15 protein-coding genes and 1 riboswitch are annotated in these 20782 nt (G+C 28.7%); of the genes, 12 read left to right on the forward strand and 3 right to left on the reverse strand.

What is annotated here, in order from left to right:
• Positions 1-100: 100 nt before the first annotated feature.
• The 3 genes from MOSC01_RS0101955 to glpK all read right to left on the reverse strand — a co-directional run bounded on the left by MOSC01_RS0101955 (position 101) and on the right by glpK (position 4496).
• Positions 101-2119 (reverse strand): leucine-rich repeat protein, encoded by a 2019-nt coding sequence (locus MOSC01_RS0101955; protein WP_080562784.1) that lies wholly within the window; start codon positions 2117-2119, stop codon positions 101-103.
• Positions 2120-2212: 93 nt separating this feature from the next.
• On the reverse strand, positions 2213-2950 hold the full coding sequence (locus MOSC01_RS0101960; protein WP_010321134.1) for an MIP/aquaporin family protein: 738 nt from the start codon (positions 2948-2950) through the stop codon (positions 2213-2215).
• 13 nt (positions 2951-2963) lie between these two features.
• Positions 2964-4496 carry a glycerol kinase GlpK gene (gene glpK / locus MOSC01_RS0101965; protein WP_010321135.1) on the reverse strand — a complete coding sequence of 511 codons (1533 nt, stop codon included), beginning with the start codon at positions 4494-4496 and terminating at the stop codon, positions 2964-2966.
• Between the two features lie 315 nt (positions 4497-4811).
• On the opposite strand from glpK, the gene MOSC01_RS04750 reads away from it, so the two are divergent.
• From MOSC01_RS04750 to MOSC01_RS0102025, 12 genes are all read left to right on the forward strand, one after another.
• Positions 4812-5666 carry a restriction endonuclease subunit S gene (locus MOSC01_RS04750; RefSeq protein WP_010321136.1) on the forward strand — a complete coding sequence of 285 codons (855 nt, stop codon included), beginning with the start codon at positions 4812-4814 and terminating at the stop codon, positions 5664-5666.
• Positions 5590-5976, forward strand: coding sequence for a restriction endonuclease subunit S (locus MOSC01_RS04170; RefSeq protein ID WP_237700258.1), 387 nt, complete (start codon positions 5590-5592; stop codon positions 5974-5976). Before MOSC01_RS04750 ends, MOSC01_RS04170 begins: the two co-directional genes overlap by 77 nt.
• A 124-nt stretch (positions 5977-6100) precedes the next feature.
• Positions 6101-6192: riboswitch (TPP riboswitch) on the forward strand.
• A gap of 67 nt (positions 6193-6259) precedes the next feature.
• Positions 6260-7528: an ABC transporter thiamine pyrophosphate-binding lipoprotein p37/Cypl gene (gene cypl / locus MOSC01_RS0101980; protein WP_010321138.1), complete on the forward strand. Its 1269-nt coding sequence runs from the start codon at positions 6260-6262 to the stop codon at positions 7526-7528.
• On the forward strand, positions 7506-8291 hold the full coding sequence (locus tag MOSC01_RS0101985) for an ATP-binding cassette domain-containing protein (protein ID WP_010321139.1): 786 nt from the start codon (positions 7506-7508) through the stop codon (positions 8289-8291). Before cypl ends, MOSC01_RS0101985 begins: the two co-directional genes overlap by 23 nt.
• The gene (locus MOSC01_RS0101990; protein WP_044881135.1) at positions 8272-9981 is read left to right on the forward strand and encodes an ABC transporter permease subunit; all 1710 of its coding nucleotides are present in this window, start codon (positions 8272-8274) and stop codon (positions 9979-9981) included. Before MOSC01_RS0101985 ends, MOSC01_RS0101990 begins: the two co-directional genes overlap by 20 nt.
• A 119-nt stretch (positions 9982-10100) precedes the next feature.
• Entirely contained in the window at positions 10101-10577 is a 477-nt protein-coding gene (locus MOSC01_RS0101995) for an MAG0490 family ComEA-like DNA-binding protein (RefSeq protein WP_010321141.1), read from the forward strand.
• A gap of 167 nt (positions 10578-10744) precedes the next feature.
• Complete coding sequence (locus MOSC01_RS0102000) at positions 10745-11881, forward strand: ComEC/Rec2 family competence protein (protein WP_237700256.1); 1137 nt, start codon at positions 10745-10747, stop codon at positions 11879-11881.
• A complete protein-coding gene (holA, locus tag MOSC01_RS0102005; protein ID WP_010321143.1) occupies positions 11800-12732 on the forward strand; it encodes a DNA polymerase III subunit delta in 933 nt (310 codons plus the stop codon). Before MOSC01_RS0102000 ends, holA begins: the two co-directional genes overlap by 82 nt.
• A 253-nt stretch (positions 12733-12985) precedes the next feature.
• Positions 12986-15136 (forward strand): P68 family surface lipoprotein, encoded by a 2151-nt coding sequence (locus MOSC01_RS0102010; protein WP_010321144.1) that lies wholly within the window; start codon positions 12986-12988, stop codon positions 15134-15136.
• 348 nt (positions 15137-15484) lie between these two features.
• The gene (locus tag MOSC01_RS0102015) at positions 15485-17677 is read left to right on the forward strand and encodes a P68 family surface lipoprotein (RefSeq protein ID WP_010321145.1); all 2193 of its coding nucleotides are present in this window, start codon (positions 15485-15487) and stop codon (positions 17675-17677) included.
• Between the two features lie 18 nt (positions 17678-17695).
• Entirely contained in the window at positions 17696-19816 is a 2121-nt protein-coding gene (locus tag MOSC01_RS0102020; RefSeq protein WP_010321146.1) for a P68 family surface lipoprotein, read from the forward strand.
• 17 nt (positions 19817-19833) lie between these two features.
• Positions 19834-20781: a thermonuclease family protein gene (locus MOSC01_RS0102025; RefSeq protein ID WP_010321147.1), complete on the forward strand. Its 948-nt coding sequence runs from the start codon at positions 19834-19836 to the stop codon at positions 20779-20781.
• Position 20782 lies beyond the last annotated feature (1 nt).

Raw genomic sequence — 20782 nt, forward strand, 5'->3', positions numbered from 1 at the left:
GATAACTTGGTTATTTAAGATTTAAAAAAATCGCCGTTTGGCGATTTCAAAAATATCTATGTGTTGCATTTATATTTTTAATTTGGGAAGATGCAATGATTTATTGCATCTTTTTTAATTTGTTTAGAACATTGGCAACATTTTTATCAATGTTTGGCGGGTGAATTATTTTTAGTTTTTTTGGATCCATTCCTACAAAAGCATTTTCAGAAAATTTTTCAAGGCTTTGTGGTATTTTAATAATTAAAAGCGAACTTAGAGAGTTAAATGTAAAATCAGGAATTTCTTTTACGCCTTGGCTAATTTCAATTTCAGTTATTTTTGGATTATTTGCAAAAGTATGAGCATCTAATTTAACATTTTTAGCAGTAATAATTTTGCCTTTATAATTTTTAGGTATAACAATAATTTTGCTTAAATCGTTGTTGTATAAAATTCCGCCATAATCTCTAAAATAGTAATTTCCCGGCTCAACAGTGATTTTTTCTAAATTTTTTGCATTAAGAGAAAATTTGTAATCCTCAATTTCTTGTACTGTTTTTGGCAAAACAAACGAAGAAAAATCGTATTTTTCAGGCATTATAATTAATTTTGTCAAGTTTTTATTATATAAAACGCCGTCTTTTGAGGCAAAATAAGGATTTTGGGGATCAACTTCAATACTTTTAAGGTTAAAAGTTCCACTTTGATAATCAATTCGCCTAACATTTGGACCAATATATAATTTGCTTGCTTTTTTTAGAAAATCATTAGAAATACCGACTACTTTAGACTTATTTTTAATTTCAGTGGCAGGTTTAACATCGCTAGTGTTAGCAGAAACAAGTGAAACACCTAAATTATATTCATAAGTTTGGTCGTTTTCTGAATAATATGAGTCAAGAATTTTGAAGGCTTTATGATCTTTTGCAAATTCTTTATCGTCTCTTTTGAATTGCCCTCAAGTTGGGTCTGAGTGAAAAAAATCTTTAGTTTTTGAATCAAAAACTAAATTTCACTGGTGTGGTCCAAATTTTGATCAACCAATGACAATTGAATTTTTAACACCAATCGAATCAAGCATCGCCTTATATAAATTAGAATAACCACCACAAACAGCGTATAATTCTTCTAAAACAACCGAAGGTTCAACTGCGGGAGTCCGACTTAGATTTCAAGCATATTTTACATTTTTAACTATTCAGTCAAAAATAATTTTTATTTTTTCTTCGTCAGTTTTTGGCTTAGCATCATCGATTAATTTTTTAGTAAAATCAGCGACTTTTTTGCGATTTTTTTCGTCATAACCTTGATATTCAAAATCTCTTACATCTTTTGGATCAATTAAATTCATAAAACTTTTGGCAGAATTATTGGAATTTAAATTACCTTGATAATCTTGGTATTTTTCAATCCCTAGAGGATAAGAATTTTCATCTTTTTCTTTTGGTTTTTCAATTTGAATTTTTTTCTGAATTATTTGCGAAAAATTAGTTGAATTTTTATAATTTACTTTAACTTCATTAAAAACTTTTGTTAGTTTTTCAATGCTATTTTTGAAAAAGGCTTCATTTTGATTTTTTTGGTCATAAATTGTTTTGTATTCAACTTCGTCAATTGCTTGATTTAATTTATCCCTAAAAAATTCGTGCTTGAGCTCTTTTAATTCGGTGTTAATAAAATTTTTGACATTGGCTTCTAATTGCCAATATTTTTGTGAAAAATTTGTAGAAACAACCGGTTTTGGCTGTTCCTTAGTAATTTTTTCACTTTTTTTGTTACTTGTAGGCTTTGAAAGTTGTTGGTGTTGGTTAAAATTTTTTAAAATTTGTTTTTTGACTGTTTTTGGTTTGTTATTATTTGTAGTTGTGGTTGTTATTTGATTCAATTTTTGATTGGTTTCTTGTTTAAAAGTGTTTTTTTCGGTGGGCTGGATTTTTGAATTATCTAACAAATCGCTAGTTGTCTGAGGTGCAAGAGTCTCTTTTTGAACTGAATCATTATCTTCAAACAGAACTTGGGAATTTTTGTCACTATTATTTTGTAATTCAATTCGAGACGTAGCAATCCCACAAGAAGTCAAAAGCAAACTTCCTGAACTTATTAACAAGAAAAATAACGATTTTTTACGCCTTATCATAAACACCTCTAAGCAAAATATTGACTTTAAATTATAGCAAATTACTTAAAAATTTCCAAGAAGAAATTCAAAAAACCTAGTAAAACGGGCAAACTAAATCGCAAAACCAAGTAAAACACCAGCTAAACTGGGGGCAATAATTGGATTTCATGAATAATCAAATCCGTAAATTTCTTTTCAGTTATCAACATTTAAGAAATTATTATGTTTTTTTAAGACAAATGAAGTAAGGAAAAATATAAATCTTGGACCAAAATCACGCGCTGGATTTATAGCATAACCAGTTGAAGAACCAAGTGATAATCCAATTGAAAGCACAATTAGAGCAACAATTACTGGTCCCATTGTTTTAAAGGAGTTACCTAAAAATGCAATTGTACTAATTAAGACAATAGTTCCAATAAATTCGTATAAAAAGTTACCTACATAAGATTTTTTAAATGCTGGCCCGGTGTGGTGACATGAAGCAATAACTTCCGCTTTTGTTTCTTTAATATGACTTCAGTTAATCGTATTTAGAATTATCTGGCCAAAAATTGCTCCTAAAAATTGGAACGGAATAAGTGCTAAAAGCTCGGCATTTTTTTGGCTGATAGCAAAAAAAATTGAAACTGCCGGATTTAAATGGGCAACAGAAGTACTAGGGGCTACCCCATTTGCAACAATAATTCCCAAAAGCACACCAAGAGCCCAACCAAGAGCAATAACAATCCATTTTCCTGATTGATTTGCAAACATTTTTGTTGCACTTACAGAATAATTAACACCATTTCCGAGTAAAATTAGTGTTGCCGTTCCAAGAAATTCAGATAAAAAAATGATATTTTCCATGTAAAATTTCCTTTTATTTTATGTCTTTTACTCAATTTAGAGTTTTTTTAACAGCAAGATCTCAATTTGCAACTAATTTTTCAACCTGATTTTGCTCAAGTTGTGGTTTAAATGTTTTGTCAATTTGCGAAATTTGTTTTAATTCATCAATTGATTTTCAGAATTTAGAATGCAATCCTGCAAGAAAAGCCGCACCCATTGCAGTTGTTTCAGTGTTTTTTGGTCTTGAGATTTCAAGTTGAGAAATTGATGATTGGAATTGCATTAAAAAGTCACTTTTAGAAACACCACCATCAACTTTCATTAAGGTAATTTCCTGACCTAAGTCAGATTTCATCGCTTTAATTAAATCGTTTGACTGAAAAGCAATTGACTCAAGGGCTGCTTTAATAATATGTTCTTTTCTTGTTCCTCTTTCAAGACCAAAAATCGCACCCCGAGAATAAGAATCTCAATAAGGAGCTCCAAGTCCGGTAAATGATGGAACTAAAATTGTCCGGTGATCATCTTTATCAGTTTTGGAAATAAAATAATCAGTATCAGCGGCATTTTCGATTATTCCAAGCCCGTCACGAAGTCACTGAATTGTTGCACCAGCAATAAAAACTGAACCTTCAAGGGCATACTCAACCGGACTATCACCAATTTGTCAGGCAATTGTTGTTAAAAGGTTGTTTTTTGATTCAACAATTTTTTGGCCTGTATTTGCTAAAGTAAAACATCCTGTTCCATAGGTATTTTTTACCATTCCAACTTCAGTGCAAAGTTGTCCAAATAAAGCAGATTGTTGGTCACCAATAACTCCATAAATTGGCACTTTTCCTTTTGCATTAATTGATCACAAACTTGGTTCAACGATTCCATAATCGGCCGCAGAAGGTAAAACTTTTGGCAAAATTTCGACCGGTATTTCTAGTAAATCAAGGATTTTTTGGTCTCATTTTCTCTCTTTGATGTCAAACATCATTGTTCTTGAAGCATTTGAGACATCGGTTGCATGAGTCTTTCCTTGGGTTAATTTTCAAATAAGTCAAGTGTCAATTGTTCCGGCCAAAAGGTTGCCTTGGGCTAAGACATCTTTTGCTTTTTGGACATTTTTTAAAATTCAACGTATTTTTGTTGCACTAAAATACGGATTAATTAAAAGTCCAGTTTTTTGTCTTATATAATCTTGGTGTCCTTGTGAAATTAGTTCATCACAAAAGTCACTTGTGCGGCGATCTTGCCAAACGATCGCATTATAAACCGGCTCACCGGTTGTTTTGTCTCACAAAACCACAGTTTCACGTTGGTTTGTAACCCCAAGCGCGATAAAGTCATCTGATTTTAAATTTGCGCGTGTTTTTGCACTTTGCATTGTATAGAGTTGAGTGTTCCAAATTTCATTTGCATCATGTTCAACTCAACCTGATTGTGGATAATATTGTTGAAATTCCTTTTGAGAAAGGGAAATTACATCGCCATTTTTGTCAAAAACCAAACTACGGCATGATGTTGTTCCTGAATCAAGTGTCATTATATATTTTTGTTTAATGGTGTTGTCCATTTTTAGCCCCCTTTTTTCTATTTTTTTTAATTTAATTATACCATTTAGATAAGATTTTTTTATTTATAAAAATGCAAAATCTAATAATAAATTTTAATTTTGACTAGATTTTGGCAAAATTAAAATTTAGGTCATAAAATTACATTTTTTGCAATATTTTTTGTCTTAATAGCACCTTTAAATTCAAGGTTATTTTTTAACTTAAGACATAAACTTCTATTTAAAAATAGCTAAATTTATATTGTTTAGACTAGATTTAGTGAATTTGTAGTAAAATATTCAAATTATTTTTTTGTTTTAATTTAAGGATATCTAATGTTAAAAAAAATATGTTACCCACAAATTAGATTTAAACAATTTGACTCAGTATGACTAACAAAAAAAGTAGGGGACTTATTTTTAATAACTCGCGGTGAAAATTTAACCAAAAAAGATTTTCGGACATTTGTTTCAGGAAAATATATTTACCCAGTTTATTCTTCGCAAATAGAAAATCACGGTATTTTGGGCTATTATAAAGAATTTTTGGTTGAAAATGTAATAACATATACAGCCGACGGGAATGCCGGAATTGTTAATTTTCGAAAAGGAAAATTTTTTGCAACTGGTCATTGTGGCATATTAACTTCAAAAAAATATCCTGAAAACGAATTTTTTGCTATTGGAATAGGATTACAAACCAAAAAATGAGTCTCAAGAAGTATTGTTCCTTCTCTAAAAAACGAGGATATGGCTCAAGTTGAGTTAAAATTTACTCCTAATATCAGTGAACAGGGAAAAATTTCCCAACTTTTTGAGACACTTGAAAACTTAGCTAATAAACTTGAAGAAAAAATAAGTCTCCTGAAAAATCTTAAAAATGATTTCAATAATAAAATGTTTGCTAATTTAAGTTCAGATTTTCCTTCAATTAGATTTAAAGGTTTCAAATCAGCCTGAATTACTGACCAAGTAAAAAATTTATTTGAGATTTCCCGAGGTCAAACGCTAACCAAAAACCAAATAAAAACTAGACCTGTAGAGAGAGAGAGAGAGAGAGAGAGAGAGCGGATACATCTACCCGGTTTATTCATCACAAATAAAAAATCACGGAATATTTGGTTATTACAACGAATATTTGGCGCAAAAAAAGATAATTTTTTCAACTCACGGAAATCCTGGATCGGCTAAATTTATTCAAGAAAAATTTTTTGCTACTTCTAATTGTGGAATTTTGACTTCAAAAAAATATCCTGAAAGTACTCTTTTTGCAATTCAGTTCGAAAAAAACTCCAAAAAATTCATTTCTCAAGGGACAATCCCGCATTTAATTAGCTCAAATGTGCTAAAAATTGAGCTAAAATTCACCCCAGATGTTGCTGAACAACAAAAAATTTCACAACTTTTTGAGACTTTTGACTCACTAATTCTTGCATACGAGCAAAAAGTTGGATATTTAAAAAATTTAAAAACAAGTTTTATTACTAAAATGTTTATATAAAAATTTTTTGCTTTTTGTTAAAAAATCCTTAAATTTAATTAAAAAATGAATTTTTATGAAAAAAATTTTGATTTTTCATGCTATTTTTTGTTAAATTTTTTAAATGATTATGCTATAATTTAACCTAGGTAAACAGAGGTGTCCGTTTTGGGCTGAGAAAAACTCTTAAAAGTTGATCTAGGTAATACTAGCGTAACGAGTTTGTCCTTTTTCTTTATAAGCGAATGCTAAAATCGTCATAAAACACCTTGTTTACTAAAACACAAAAGGAAAATTGTTTGTAATGACGAAAAAAAATAAATTTCACTCTAAAAAAAGAAATTTTTTAAAAAAATTATCTTTTCTTTCTTCTTTTTTAACAGTACCATTACTGATTTCTGCATGCATCAATACTTCAGATCAAAATCCAGAGCAACTAGCTCAAACATGAGATACAAAAGTTAACCTTGGTTTAAGTCAAAGTTGATTTCAACTTAAAACTAAAGAAGAACCTGATCGTGTTAATAAATTTCTCAGCAATTTAACAGAAGAATTTAAGAAACTAAAAGAGGCAAATCCACAAACTAAAGACTTGCCTGATGTAAGTTTTCATTTTGTTGGAAATGATGATGCAAAAGCAAAACTTTCGCTATTAAAATCATCAAATAACTCAGATAATGCGCTTGATTTTGCAATTGCAGATGCAACTACAACTATCGAGGATGACCAAGACAAACAACTTTATAATGGTCTCCAAACTTTAACATGAGCTTTTAAAAATAGCCCTGAATCGGCAGTTTTTTACACCGATGGAACAGAAAATGACCCATTATATAAAGGTGCGAAAGAATTAAATGAACTATTTAATAAAACCCCTTATAATGAATGGTCAAGTAACCCAAATGATGCGCAAAAATGAGACAAAATTGCTTATCGATTTTTATATGATGATTCAAACCCACGAAAAATAATTTCATATTACCGTGGTATGATTATGATTTATGGCGATGAAAAAACAAGAGCTGAAATTAAAAAAAGTTGACATGATAAAGACTGACCTAAATTCAGAAATTATGGAATAATTCACGGAAATCTAACTTCTGCTGGAAAATTTAAAATGCAGAATTTTATTCTAAAAAAACATTTTGGTTCAAGTTTTAGATCAGCTAGTTTAAATGAAGATCGACTAGGACATTCAGATAGATATATTCAGGGACGCGGCTATACAATTGGTCAAGATCCAAAGTTTAGAATCGCTTTTGATGATGAGGCTTCTTTTGCTTGAAGTGAAAATAAAAAAGATTCAAAACAATATACTTCAAGCGAAACAGACTCTAAACCAGACTCTAAAGTTGAAATTTTTATGCTAACAAACCCTGCTTCATACGACATTGGTTCGTACCGCCCAACTTTTAATAAACTTCAAGCCGATTTAATTTCTCAAGCTTTTGTTAACATGGCAAAAAACGGAAAAGATGAATATGGTCCAAACGTCGGGTACAATGGTTATAGAAAAATAAATCAACAGGACCCTGAATTCCGTAAGATTTATGACCAATCAAAATCAAACTAAAAACTGTCTAATTTTTGAAGATTTTTCATTTAGACATGATAAAAACGGAAAAAATTTAATAAATCCTCTTAATTTTAAGTTATGTAATACAGAACTTTTATTTGTAATTGGCCCAAGTGGTCAGGGTAAGTCTTCGTTTTTTTTGTCAATTTTACAAAATATTTTTGTTTCAGGCAAGCTAATTTGGCAAGAACAAAATTTATTAGAACAAAACAAAAAAAATAAAAAAAATTTTTTAAAAACAGTTGGATATCTTACCCAAACACCAACTTCAATAAATTTTCAAAGTGTTTATTTAAATTTAGCAAAAAATTTACCTAAGTATAAAAATATTTTTTATAGTTTATTTGCGATTCCAACCAAAAATCAACGAGAACAAATAATTAAAATTATGAGCCAACTTGGTTTGGAAGAAAAAATTTATTCTATTTTTCAGGACTTATCAGGAGGCCAGCAACAACGAGTTGAAATTGCAAAGCTCATGTTACACCACCCAAAAATAATTCTTGCTGATGAGCCAACTTCAGCTCTTGATCCAAAAACAGCTGCAAAAATTATTGATTTAATTATTAATTTTGGAAAATTAAATAATTCAATCACAATTATTATTTCTCATAATATTAATTTAGTGAAGAAATATGATGGTAGAATTTTACTAATAAACAATGGAAATGCTAACTTTTTTAATTCATTTTCAGATATTGACCAAGAACAAATAGATTCAATATTTGGTAAGGATGACAATGAAGATGACGATCATTAGCGCATTTAAAAACAAGCCTTACCAAAGGTTTAAAAAAACAAAAGTTTTTTTTGCATTTATTTTTTTAGTCTTGTTTATTGTATCTTTTTATTCAATTTTTTCAGAAATTAATTATAATGGTTGGACACTTTTTAAAAAAAATTTAACTGACTTGTTTGCTTTTTCAAACAAACATCCTTATTATAGTGATTCAGTTTTTTCTTTAAGTATGAGATTTTTATGAATCACAATTAAATACACATTTCTTGGTACCTTTATCGGTGCTACTCTTGCTTTTTTTTCAGCGCTTTTTAGCTCGCAATTTATTAAAAATAAGTATCTAAAAAGTATAATTTGATGAATTATTATAATTCTTAAATCCTTTCCAATTCCGTTTATAATTGATCCTTTACAACTTATTTTTGCTCCAAAATTAGCAGCAATTTTAATTGTAACTTGATTTTCTTGAATTTGGTTACATCGGTATTTTTATTCTTTTTTAAATTCGCTTGATTTAAGCGGGTATCAAAAAGCGATAATTAAAGGAAAAAATCGCTTTTTTGCATTTAAAAATGAAATTTTACCTTTTGTAATTAATAAATTTTTTGGATTATTTTTATTCAGTTTTGAAGCAAATATTCGCTGAACAACGATTATTTCGGCAACTGGAGTTATTGGTATTGGAATTTTAATTAATGATGGAGTTCAAAATCCTGCATTAGGTTGAAAAATTGTTGGAATTCCACTTGCAGTTTTATTAGTTTTTGCTACTTTTTTGGAATTTTTAATAATTTTCTTTAATAAATTTATATTACACAAAAGATCTGTTAATATAAAACAAAAAAACAAATATATTTTATGGTTAAAAGTAAATTACAATTGAATTTTACGGATTTTTTTTGGATTTATTATTTTGACCTTATTCATTATTAGCGTTTTAGATATTGAATCATGAAGCGTTAATCAACATCAAATTAATCGTTTTTTTGGATCACTTTTTGTTATTGACTGAAGTGTTTTTTTACAAGGAAAATTAGACAATCCAATTTACATGGTTTGAAAACTTTTAGCTCAAGTTATTGTCTGTCTTGGAATTATTGGGGTAGTTTCAATTTTATGACTACTGGCTGCAAATGAAAAATTAAACCATTGAATTAAATGATCATTCTTTAAATTTTTACTTAATTTTTTTAGAATAATCCCGTCACTTGTTATTTTTTATCTTTTCTTGAGCTTTGCTGTTCAACCAATTTTATGAGTAACATTTCTTGTTGGAATTAAAAACGGCCTTGGAATGGCGAAAAAACTAAATGAAACTCTTAATTCGATTGACTGGCAAAAATACAAATTGTTAAGACTTCGGCAATGAAGTAAATTTAAGACAATAACCCATTATATTTTCCCTTTAATTTTTAAGGAATATTTTAAATATTTATCGGTTCAAATTTCAGATTCAATTCATGATTTGCTTCTTTTTGGAATTTTCGGAGGATCATTATTAGGACAAAAGCTCTCGACTCTTTCCCAAACAGGTATTGCCGGTGATAGAACTGCGTTTTTTACTTTTTCGTGAGTAACATGGTTTTTAATTTTATCTATCGAGGTTGTTATTATATCTATTCAAAACAATTATTTTAAAAAAATGCTCGCGATCATGGCCAAATTGAAAAATATGATTTTTAATGTTGGTGCAAAAAAATATTTATTATAGTTTTTACCGTTTAAATTAAATTTCTTTTATCAATATAAATACAAACATGAAAAACAAACATTTTTTCATGTTTTTTTTCTTTTTTAGATAAAAAACAGTTAAAAAATTAAACTAAGTACATGAAAAAAATACAAGTTATCAGTTTAATTGTTTTGGCTGGATCTCTTGCTGGATTCTCGTTTTTGGCATACAAACTTCAATCTAATGTCATGCCAAGTAAACAAATTTCTGTAACAATTTTACATGGAGTTCGCAATCCTGGTACAAAATTTTTTGATTATGGAACAAAATGACGGCAAATTTTTGCAGATTTTGATGTAATTCGAGGGTATGACACTAGCCAATATGAGTCCGAACTAGAAGTTACAAGTGACCAAAAAATTTCACTAAAACCTGTAGAGAAAAAATCCAAATTAAATAAAATCACTCTAAAAGCATTAGAAAAAATTATCACTAACAAAAAAATAGCAACAAAATTACATACTTTTTTAAAAGAAGCAAAAAACAAACAAATAACTTGAAAAGAAATCGAATGAGCTTTGCATCTTGATTCGGCAACTTTAAAAATTCTTCAAGAAAATTTTATTCTTGATTAGCGATTTTTTTAAGTTGTATTTTTACAATTTTATTAGTGGATAATTTTAGAATTACCTGAGTTGTATTGTTATTTTTATCAGTTTCATTTTTAATTTTTGTTGGTGAATTTAAAAAAATTATTTTTTTGCTGTTATTATTGGTATTTTTTTTAGTTTCTTATTGACTAATGTTTCCAAAAATTCCAAATTCAAATATTAGTTTTGAAAGTAAGGTTGTCGATAAAGTTAGTTTTGGAAATTTTGTAAAATTTGACGATGATAAAATTTTTATCCGGGGTAATCAATACGAAATTGGAACACTATTAAAACTTAGCGGCAAACTTGCAAGACCTAAAAACACATCAAATTTTGACTTTATTTCGTATTTAAAATCAAAAGGTTCATTTTTAGTTTTAGAAGATGCAAAAATTACTTTTTTAGAAGAAAGCAATACTATTTTTGCAAAAGTTAGAAAATTTTTCTCAATTCAAGAAAATTATTCAAAAAAACTAATTCCGATGATTTTCCTTGGCGAAACTCCCGTGGATGCTAGTGAATTTCGAAAAATATTAGTAAATCTTGGAGTCTATCAAATTTTTGTCATTTCAGGATTTCATATTAACCTTTTTAAACAATTATTTTTTTGATTTTCAAAAATGTTGAAAATACGACAATTTATATACAAACCTTTGTTTTTCTGTTTTTTGATTTTTCAACTATTTTTGTTCAATTTTTCAATTTCATTCCTAAGAGGTCTTTTATTCTGAGGTCTCATTGAAATTAATAAGTTATTTTTAAATAAAAAATTTAATAAAATAGAACTTCTATCAATGAGTGGAATTTTAATTTTATCTATAAATCCTTTAATTTTTTACTCATTAGGATTTGTTTTGACATTTACAATTAGTTTTATAATAACAATAATAAATCAGATAAAATTTCCCAAAAATTGGCACAAAGTTGTTGTTAATTTCTTATTTATAAATTTTTTTAGCAGTATTTTTTCAACTTTTTTAAATTCCTATTACAACTTTATGGCTCCGATAAATACCATTGTTTTTACCGGTTTTTTTACTTTTTTATATACAAGTTTGCTTATATTCATTTTTAATCCGCAAATTGTTGAATGAATTAGCAAGTTTTTCATCCAGAGTGTTGGCTATATCCAAGAATTTCAAATTTTAACTTTAAATATTCAATCCAGTTTAGTTTTTTTAATTATTTCATGTATAATTTCATTAGTATGTTTTTCATCATTGGAAGCGACAATTTCCTTGTCCAAGAAAAAATTTCTAGACTCCCAGAAATTAAAAACTCATTATTAATAAATTTTTTTGCAAATGATTCACTAGATGTTATACAGGAAAACCTTGAAGGTTCATCGCTTTTTGACGAAAAAAAAGTACTAATTTTTAATAATTTTTTACTTTTTTCAAAAAATGAAAAATTAAATAATCTATTAGCTTCTAAAATTATAAAAACAAAACACACAATCATATTTAAATATGTTTTTGATGAAAATTTAACCAATTTTGCTCTTAAAAATTCATGAATTTATAAGCATTTTACTCCACAGGCCACTAAAATTATTGAAATACCACAAATTACAAAACAAAATGTTGGTCAATTTATTGCTCAAATGCTCAAAAAATTTAAAGTTGAATTAGAATCAACCAAAATTTTTGAACTTGAATCACTCTTACCGCTAAATGGTTCAATTATTTATAATGAAATTGCAAAACTAAAAACTCTAAATAAACCTATAAATTCAGCGATAATTCGACAATATATAAGCGACTATTCATCATATTCTACTTGAGGTTTTATTGAATCATTTGTTGATTTTGATTTAAGAAAAGTTCTAAAATTTTATCGGCAAAAATTATTAGAAGGCCATACAATTGGCTTATTATTAGGTCAAATAAACTCAAAATTATTGCTTAGTTTTGTTGTTTTTTTGCATAAAAAAGCAGGTAAAAAAGATTCATATATCACTAAGAATCTTAATATTTCTGATTTCCAACTTAGAAAAGCAGTCGAACTATATAATAAAAATGGAATTAAAAAAATTGAAAAATTAATAATTAATCTTGCAAAATTAGATACAGAAATCAAAACTTCGCAAATTAATAACAAAATAGCTTTTGAATTATACTTGCTCCAAGTCCTAAGATAGTTGATTTAACAGCAAAATTGCAAAAAAGATGCGCTTTTTAAGTAAATAATTAGTTAAAAAGCCGTTAAAAATAAATTTTTAAAAATTTTTTGTTTTTCTAAAATTTGTGCTATAATTATTACAAATTTAAAATCATCTCAAAAAATTACCGTTTGTTTTTATTAACATGTTTTAATTTAAACAATTTATTTTTTGAGATGATTTTTTATTTTAAAAAAAAAAAAAAAAACTAAACAAAGAGGATCAAAATACTATGAAAAAACTAGCAAAACCAATTTTATTCTCACCACTTTTTATCTCGGGATTAGCCTTAGTTTCTTGTACAGTAGGCACTACGAATGGTAAGGAATTTGGATTTGACGGAAATAAAGATGGAGAGCTTCAATTTGTAACAAGTTGAAATGAAAATCAACCAAGATTTCAGGCTTTAGATCAAGTTGTTAAACTTTGAAATAGCAAACCTGAAGTGCAAGATCAAAATAATCGTGAATATTTGCCAATTAAATTAACTCCAAATTATGACAAAGATTATACCGAAATGACAGGTAAAATCACTCAAATTTTCTCGGCAAAAGACAGAAATCAAGCCCTAAATCTCGTAATAAATTATCCATCTGTTGCGGCAAATGCGGCTAAATATAAAATGCTTTTAGATCTAAACAAGTTCACAGATTTAGCCCAGGCTATAAAAGATACTTATCATCCAAAATTTCTCGAATCTAATACTCAAATAGCAACTCTTGATGAAAATGGAATTTATACAATTCCATTTGTAAAATCTTCGCAGACTTTAGTTGTAAATGGGCCTATTATGGCTTGAATTATTGAAAACGCAAAGAAAAATGGTGCTAAAATTGCAGATTCTCCGGCAGATAAACGCTTTTTTGAACAGTTTTCTTTGCCAGAATCAGACAAGGAACATATTAAAAAGTTATGAAAACCGCGAAGTTTTGATGATAAAAACCCTAATCCTTGACAGAATTTTGAACTTTCACATGAGACATTCAAATATTATGATAAAGTTTTTGATTTTTCAAAAAGAATTAAACAAGGATTTGTATTAAAACCGGCTGACATTAGTACAGGAGATTTTCCTTTTGGAACTGATGACATTGAAAATTTAGCTTTTTCCAAAATTTTTGCATCAGCTGGTGGGGATTATTCTAATTTTATGTTTGAGGTAACAAGGGAACAATCAAAAGAATTAGAACGAGTTAGTTTTGATAAATTATTTAATAAAAATTCTCAAAGTTATCAAAATACAAAGAAAAACTATGAACAAATTTTAGATCTTTTTAAATCAGATGCAATTTTTTACCCAGGAAGATTTTCACAAGAAAGTTTTGCAAACAATTTGATGAATAATCACCAACTTGCCATGGCAATTTCCTCAACAAGTAATTATCAACGCCGTTTTTCAAGGTCAAAATCTAATTTTGTTTTCCAAGTAAACGGAAAAAGTGAAAAAATTCCATTTTCTTCAAATATCCAAGCATACCAAATTCGCGAACTCGATCCAAGCCAAACAGATTCCCAAAAAGCAATTTATGAGTTAAAAAATGTCTTAACAAATCAAATCAGCCATTTAATAAATGAGACTAAAAGTTCAACTTATGCTGATTCAAATGTTTATTTAGATCCCGCTGACACCAATCAAGCTAAAAAAGTAAAAGAATTTGTTGACTCTAATTCAAAAGATTCACAATCTTATTTAGTTTTTGGCGATGGTTTTTCTAAGTTTTATCAAGAAAAAATTAAAAACACTAACTCAGAAATAATTAATCTTACAAATAAAAATGACAAAAACGACATTTTTTTACTAAAAAATGCCAGCATTGAAAATCCAGGGGGTGACAAACATTTAAATCAAAATGAAGTTGTTTTCCTCCAAGAGCCAATTAAAAATTCAAGCACTGATCCAAAAAGTATTTTTACTTACCAAGGGCCAGATTTAATCGCTTTTCACTCAAATGAGGAAGAAGATATTGCAACAAAAAATTTCCTAAAATGAATGCTAACTCACAAACAAGACTTTACATATCAAGATCAATCCGGTGAGGCAAAATATCATGGTAGTCCGAGCGAATATGTTGCATTTCGTGGTAATTATCTAGCCCCAACAAGGCAAGTTTTTGGTGAAAGTTTGGCTAATACTGAGAAATTTCAGCAAAATAATTCTTTTAGAACCGCATTTAAAAATTTTAAAACCGTTAATGATGACCCTCAGCACAATTCATTTTATATGGATCCAGTTGATTCAAGAAGTGCACTAATCCGTCAAGAAGTAAAAACAACACTAAACCAAATGGGTCGTCTTGTTGTTAATGGATCCCAAAATCAAGCTAGTTTTGAAAAATTTTTAACAGCATTGCAAACAAAATTAAATTCAGCAAACGTGAGCTAATTTTCGAGTAAAAAAGCTTAACTTTTTAAATTAAAGTTTAATTAATTTAGAAGAAATTCAACAACTTTATGAAAAAAATGTAATTTTTGTTAATTTTTCATTAAAAAGTTATATAATAATCGTAAATGTTAAGCACAACTGGAAATTATTTATTGTTAGTTGGTCTAAATTGTTAAATTTTTGACTAAGTAAATTAAGATAATTTATCGTTGTGCTTTTTTATTTTAAAAACTAACAGGAGAGCTATTTGGAACAATAAAATTAGAAAATTCAAATCACTTTTAAAAAACACATAAGCACATAAATTACAGATACTGCAAATCTTCTTATTAAAAAAGAAATTTAACAATGAAAAAAATTAACAAATTTAAGTCAATATTTTTAAAAACAGCAATTAGCTTAGGACCGGTTTCTTCTTTGGCTATTTTAACGTCCTGTTTTTCAAATGCAAATCACACTGAATTAAAATCACAAAAAGACAATCCACTTCATTTTGAAACCGAAAATGACAATACAATCGATTTTCGCGTAATTTTTGGTGATAAAGATCCCCGAACTCAAGCTCTAAAAGCAATTTTTGAAAAATGAAACGAAAAATCCGAAGTTAAAGACAAACAGGCAGGATTTTTACCGGTAAAATTAGAAAATATCGCGGCAAATTACATCAATGATCAAACTAATTTAATAACACTTTTAGAAGTTAAAGATACAAAAAAACTACCAAATTTAACACTAAATTACCCAGCTCTGGCGGCTAATTTGAATAAACACGGTATGATTTTGGATCTAAATTCCCAAAGTGATTTAGCCCAAACAATTAAAAATAGTTATGATGAAAGATTTCTGGCTGAAACAAAAAATTTACCGGAAATTGACCAAAATACACTACCTTTTTTACCAATACTAAAAACTTCAAAGGCACTTTTGCTTGACAAACCGGTTTTATCATACATACTAGAATCGGCAAAAACAAGTCCTAATTTTAAAATTAGCGAATCTGATAAAACACGAGTTGAAAATTTAGATCCAAAAAAAACTGATCTTGAATACATCAAAAAAGTCTGAGGTCAATACAAAAGTTTTCCTTCAGATCAAGGCGGTTTTGACGGTTATACTTTTAGTTTTGAAAAATTCAATAATTATAAAGACCTTATTGATTTTTTAAGTCGAGTTAGAAAATCATTCCCTGATGCCGAAAAAGGCAGTCAAACCGAAAAAGTTAACTTTTTACTCGGACTAAATGACACAGCCGCATTGTTCTTTTTTGTAGCATTTGCCCAAGCAGATGGTGAATATGAAAATTCAAGTTATTTTAAAAATCTTGATGGTAGCTCACTAAACTATGCAAATCTTTTTGATGAGACAAGCACAAATCACCAAAATGCAAAAAAAGCCTATGAAATATTAGTAGATTTAGTAAAAAATAAATTACTTGGTCCAACAAGCGGCACAACTAAGGCTAGTGAATTTTTAAAAAATCACCAATTAGTTTTTGCAATTACTTCAACAAGCGATTATTCGCGTAACTTTGAAAAACAAGGACAAAATTTTTTACGTCTAAAAGTTAATACAAAAACTTTTGACTACCCGGTTGGCTCAAAATCTAAAATTTGAAAAATAGTAAGCGAAGAAAATATGCCTGCAAATGCAATTGCAAAAGTTCACCAAATTTTAGATAATTCAACCGGTTATGTTTATGAAGGAAATTCATTTTCTGTAACAGGAAATGAGATTTTTTTAAGCAAAACTGATGATGCAGATTTAATTCAGAAAATAAAAGACGCTATAAAATCAAAACCTAATTTAAACCGTTTTAATTTTTTAGCAATTGATTCTGATTTTGACAAGTGAATTAATGATAGAGTCAAAGAGGAATCAAATACCTCTTCACTTTATGTTCAATCAGAAAAAAACAAAGTTAAACTCATTAATCAACCTGAAAATGCTTTTATTTTTTCAGGTTCACCTAAAAAACTTAATGAAGACGAGTTAGAATTTCTCAACGAACCTTCAAAAACACAAGAATCAAATAAATTTAATATCGTTACATCCCAAGGCCCATCTTTGATTGGATTTTACAATAATCCAACCGAAAATGAAGCCACACTTAACTTTGTTAAATGATTTATTTCGGAAAAAATTGAATTTAACGGACCAAATAACAAAAAAATGGTTGTAACTCCGAGCGATTTTTTAGCATTTTCAGCTTCAAACATAAATCCAACTAAGGCAAATTTGGAATCAAATTTTGATGAAAATCCAGCGTTTGCAGCGAATAATGCTTTCAAAGTTGCTTATGAACAATTCCAAAATCAGTTAAAAAACCCTGAAAAATATAGAGTTTTTACTGAACCTGCAGGAATTGACTCAAATGTTTTCCGAAAAGCAACTTTAGGAAGTATTTCTCAACTTTACAATCAGTTTTTAGCCAACCCGAATTTAAATCTTGAGTTTGATACTTTTCTTAAAATTTTAAAGCAGAATATCGGCGCATCAGTTAAATTAAAAACAGAAAAAACAGAAAAAAATACACAAAAATAAAATTCTAAGGAGAAAAAAATGAACACACATAGTAAAAAAGGTACAAAATTAAGGCATAAAAATAACATATCAAAGAAAATTAGTCGAATTTTCTTATCTTCTTTATCAGTTTTAGCACCAGTTGGACTTATTGCTTCTTGTGGTGTTTTTTCCGGTTCAGATGGAGCTAGATTTGACACTGAAGATGATGGTGAGTTAGTTTTTGGTCACAATTTTTCCTCAAGTGGAAATGAAATTAAAGCATTAAATAAAATTATTGAACTTTGAAATACAACTGCAAAAGATAAACCTGATTTTATAAAAATGAAAGAACAATCCTTTCAAGGAGGATATTCAGGAGCATCTAATTCAATTAACACTTTTTTAGAAACAAAAGATCGACTTAAATTACCTAATATTGTTACAAATTATTCATCTTTATTAGCAATTGTAAATAAATATAGAATGGCAATTCCGATTGTTTCTGATTTAAAATCAGATCAAGATCCAACTGATGAAAATGAAAAAAATACCAAAAATTTCCTAAAAGAGCAAGGAATTAAGGACTTTTTACAAATTAACTCAGAAATTCCGTTTCTTGATGAAAAAGGAGTCTATACTCTTCCGTTTGGAAAATCCTCTGAAGGTTTATATGTAAATAAAGTTTTATTTGGCTGAATTATTCAGCAGGCAATGAATGACTCAAATCCAGCAAAAATCAAAGCTGAAGACAAAGCTTTTTTTGAAGAATTTACCAAATTAGCGGCGCAAAAAACTGAAGATGTTGCTGAAATTAAAAAACTTTGAAAAGAATACGCGCCAAGCATAGATGGCCTTTCTGGTTATGAATTTAAAAAATCTGATATTGAAAACTTTAGTGATTTGCAGAAATTATCTTCAAGAATTGTTAAAGCATTTCCAAAAGCACTTGAAGGTTCAAGTCTAACTGCGGCAAAATCAGTTTTAGGGATTGACAATGCAGCTACTTTAATTTATGGGCTTTCACGTTCTTTGTCAGAAAATGATAAATCTAAAGAAGTTACCGTTTTAAATCGAAAAGAAAATCTTATTAGTTATACATCTTTTTTCAACAAACCTGAGACAGATAGATACAAAAATTTAAAGCAAATTTATGATCTACTTTCCAAAGGAATGGCTGATAAGTCAATTTATTTTACAGCTCCTGGTGAATATAATTCAACTTATTTCCGTAATCATCAACAACTTTTTTCAATTGGATCAACAGCTGGATTTCACCACAATTATATAAAAGCAAACTCTAAAAATTACAAAGTAAGTTTTACTTTTAAAAATGCTGGACATATTTACTCCCCAACTTCACCAAGATTTGCTGCAGTAATTAAAGAATCAGATTTAGCAGACATCTCAAAAGAAATTACAGTTAAGGCGATTGATGGTAAAGCCAACGTTAAAATTAAGCAACCAATTTTAGCTGAAATTAAAAGTATTTTAGAACAAAACCCGAAAAAAGAGTTGTTTTATTTTACTTCACGGGATGAGACTCCTTCTGGAATTATTGAAGGATCATACAAAGTTCTTGATGCAACAGAACAATTTAAGCCAATTGTAATTACCGGATATAATGGAATTGAAGAGGCATCGGCTTCTAGCTCACTTAACGAAGAGGAAATGGATATCTTAGCAGCGCCACACAAATTTGACAATAATTCAAAAATTACCGCTGTTACTGCCCAAGGTCCTGATTTGATTTTTATTCACGCAAATGAAAAAGAAGACCGTGCTGTTAAGGCTTTTGTAAATTGAATCCTAACTGAAGAAGTTGACTTTGGCGGACAATACGGAAAAATAACTCCTGTTGAGTATTTTTCAAAAGCAACTTCATATTTATTGCCACTAAAATCAACGCTAAGTACCGATGTTTCTAAGCCAAAAAACAAAGGTCAAAAGTTAGCACTCGAGCAATTTAGCCGCTTTAATAATGAACAAGCTAAAGCTAAATATTCACTTGTTTATGATAATGATGATGCTAGATCCTCTGTATTTCGTTCAAATTTAGACTCGACCGTTGCACAAATGCAATCACTTAAGGCGGCCAATGGCACTGTTCCTGATTTTAACAGTTTTTTAAATACTTTGAGTCAAAATTTAGGACCTGAATTTGCTAGAGAAAAAAAATAAACTGATAAATTTGTCTTATGAAAAGAAATCTTTTAAAGCTGTTTTTTGCTAGTATAAATTTTACTTTTATCCCTTTTTTTATTGCTTCTTGTACAACAAATCAAGGCCCCCAAGGTTACTTTCAGGCTCAAAAATACTATAAAATAGAGGATTTTTCGCAAAATCCTGAGCTTGATTTGCAAAACCAAGATAGTCAATATGCCAAAGACATTACAAAATTTCTTAATCCAAATTATTCTTGAACTGAAGAAGATAAACTCAAATTTAAAGATGATATTTTGCCTGATTCAAAATTTTTTAACCAACAAAAAGTTCAAATTCAAAAATGGACTGATGGCGATACTGCAACCTTAAAATCTGTTGGCGAAGTCCTAATTGAGCCTGTTTTTAATGTCAGAATTGAAAGTATTGACACTCCAGAGGTAGGTACGTCCATATCTGGATCTTATAAAAAAACCGAAGGACTTGAGGCCGAATATGCCGCACGAGCAACTCAATTTGCCGAAAAAATGTTGCCAGTAGGCACTGAAGTTTATTTTGTTTATCCAAAAACAGGTCCAGCGCGTTCTTTTAATCGTTATGTTGGGAGTTTATTTTTTGGTCATAATGGATTTTATAAATCTTATGGAGTTGAAATAACAAAAGCAGGACTTGCGGTTCCAACTTTGCAATCAGGATTTTCAGGAATAACTAACCAGACTACAATTTATTATTATAATTCAATCAAACAAGCAGCAGCAGTTGAGAATTCCATTAATAAAAAGTTCGGAATTTATGAAAAAATAAAAGATTCAAATATATCTTCGCTTAATGAAAATCTTGAATCTATCTATAAAACACGTGGTCTTGCAAAAATTTCTGATTTTTTAGTTCTGGGTGAAGGAAATAAAGATAGAAATGTTGTTGACTGGTATAAATTTAGGTTAGAAAGTTCAAAAGATACAAAAAGTGGAAATAATAACTAAC

Source organism: Mesomycoplasma ovipneumoniae SC01 (assembly GCF_000218525.1).
In the GTDB taxonomy this organism is placed as follows: Bacteria; Bacillota_I; Bacilli_A; order Mycoplasmatales; family Metamycoplasmataceae; genus Mesomycoplasma; species Mesomycoplasma ovipneumoniae_A.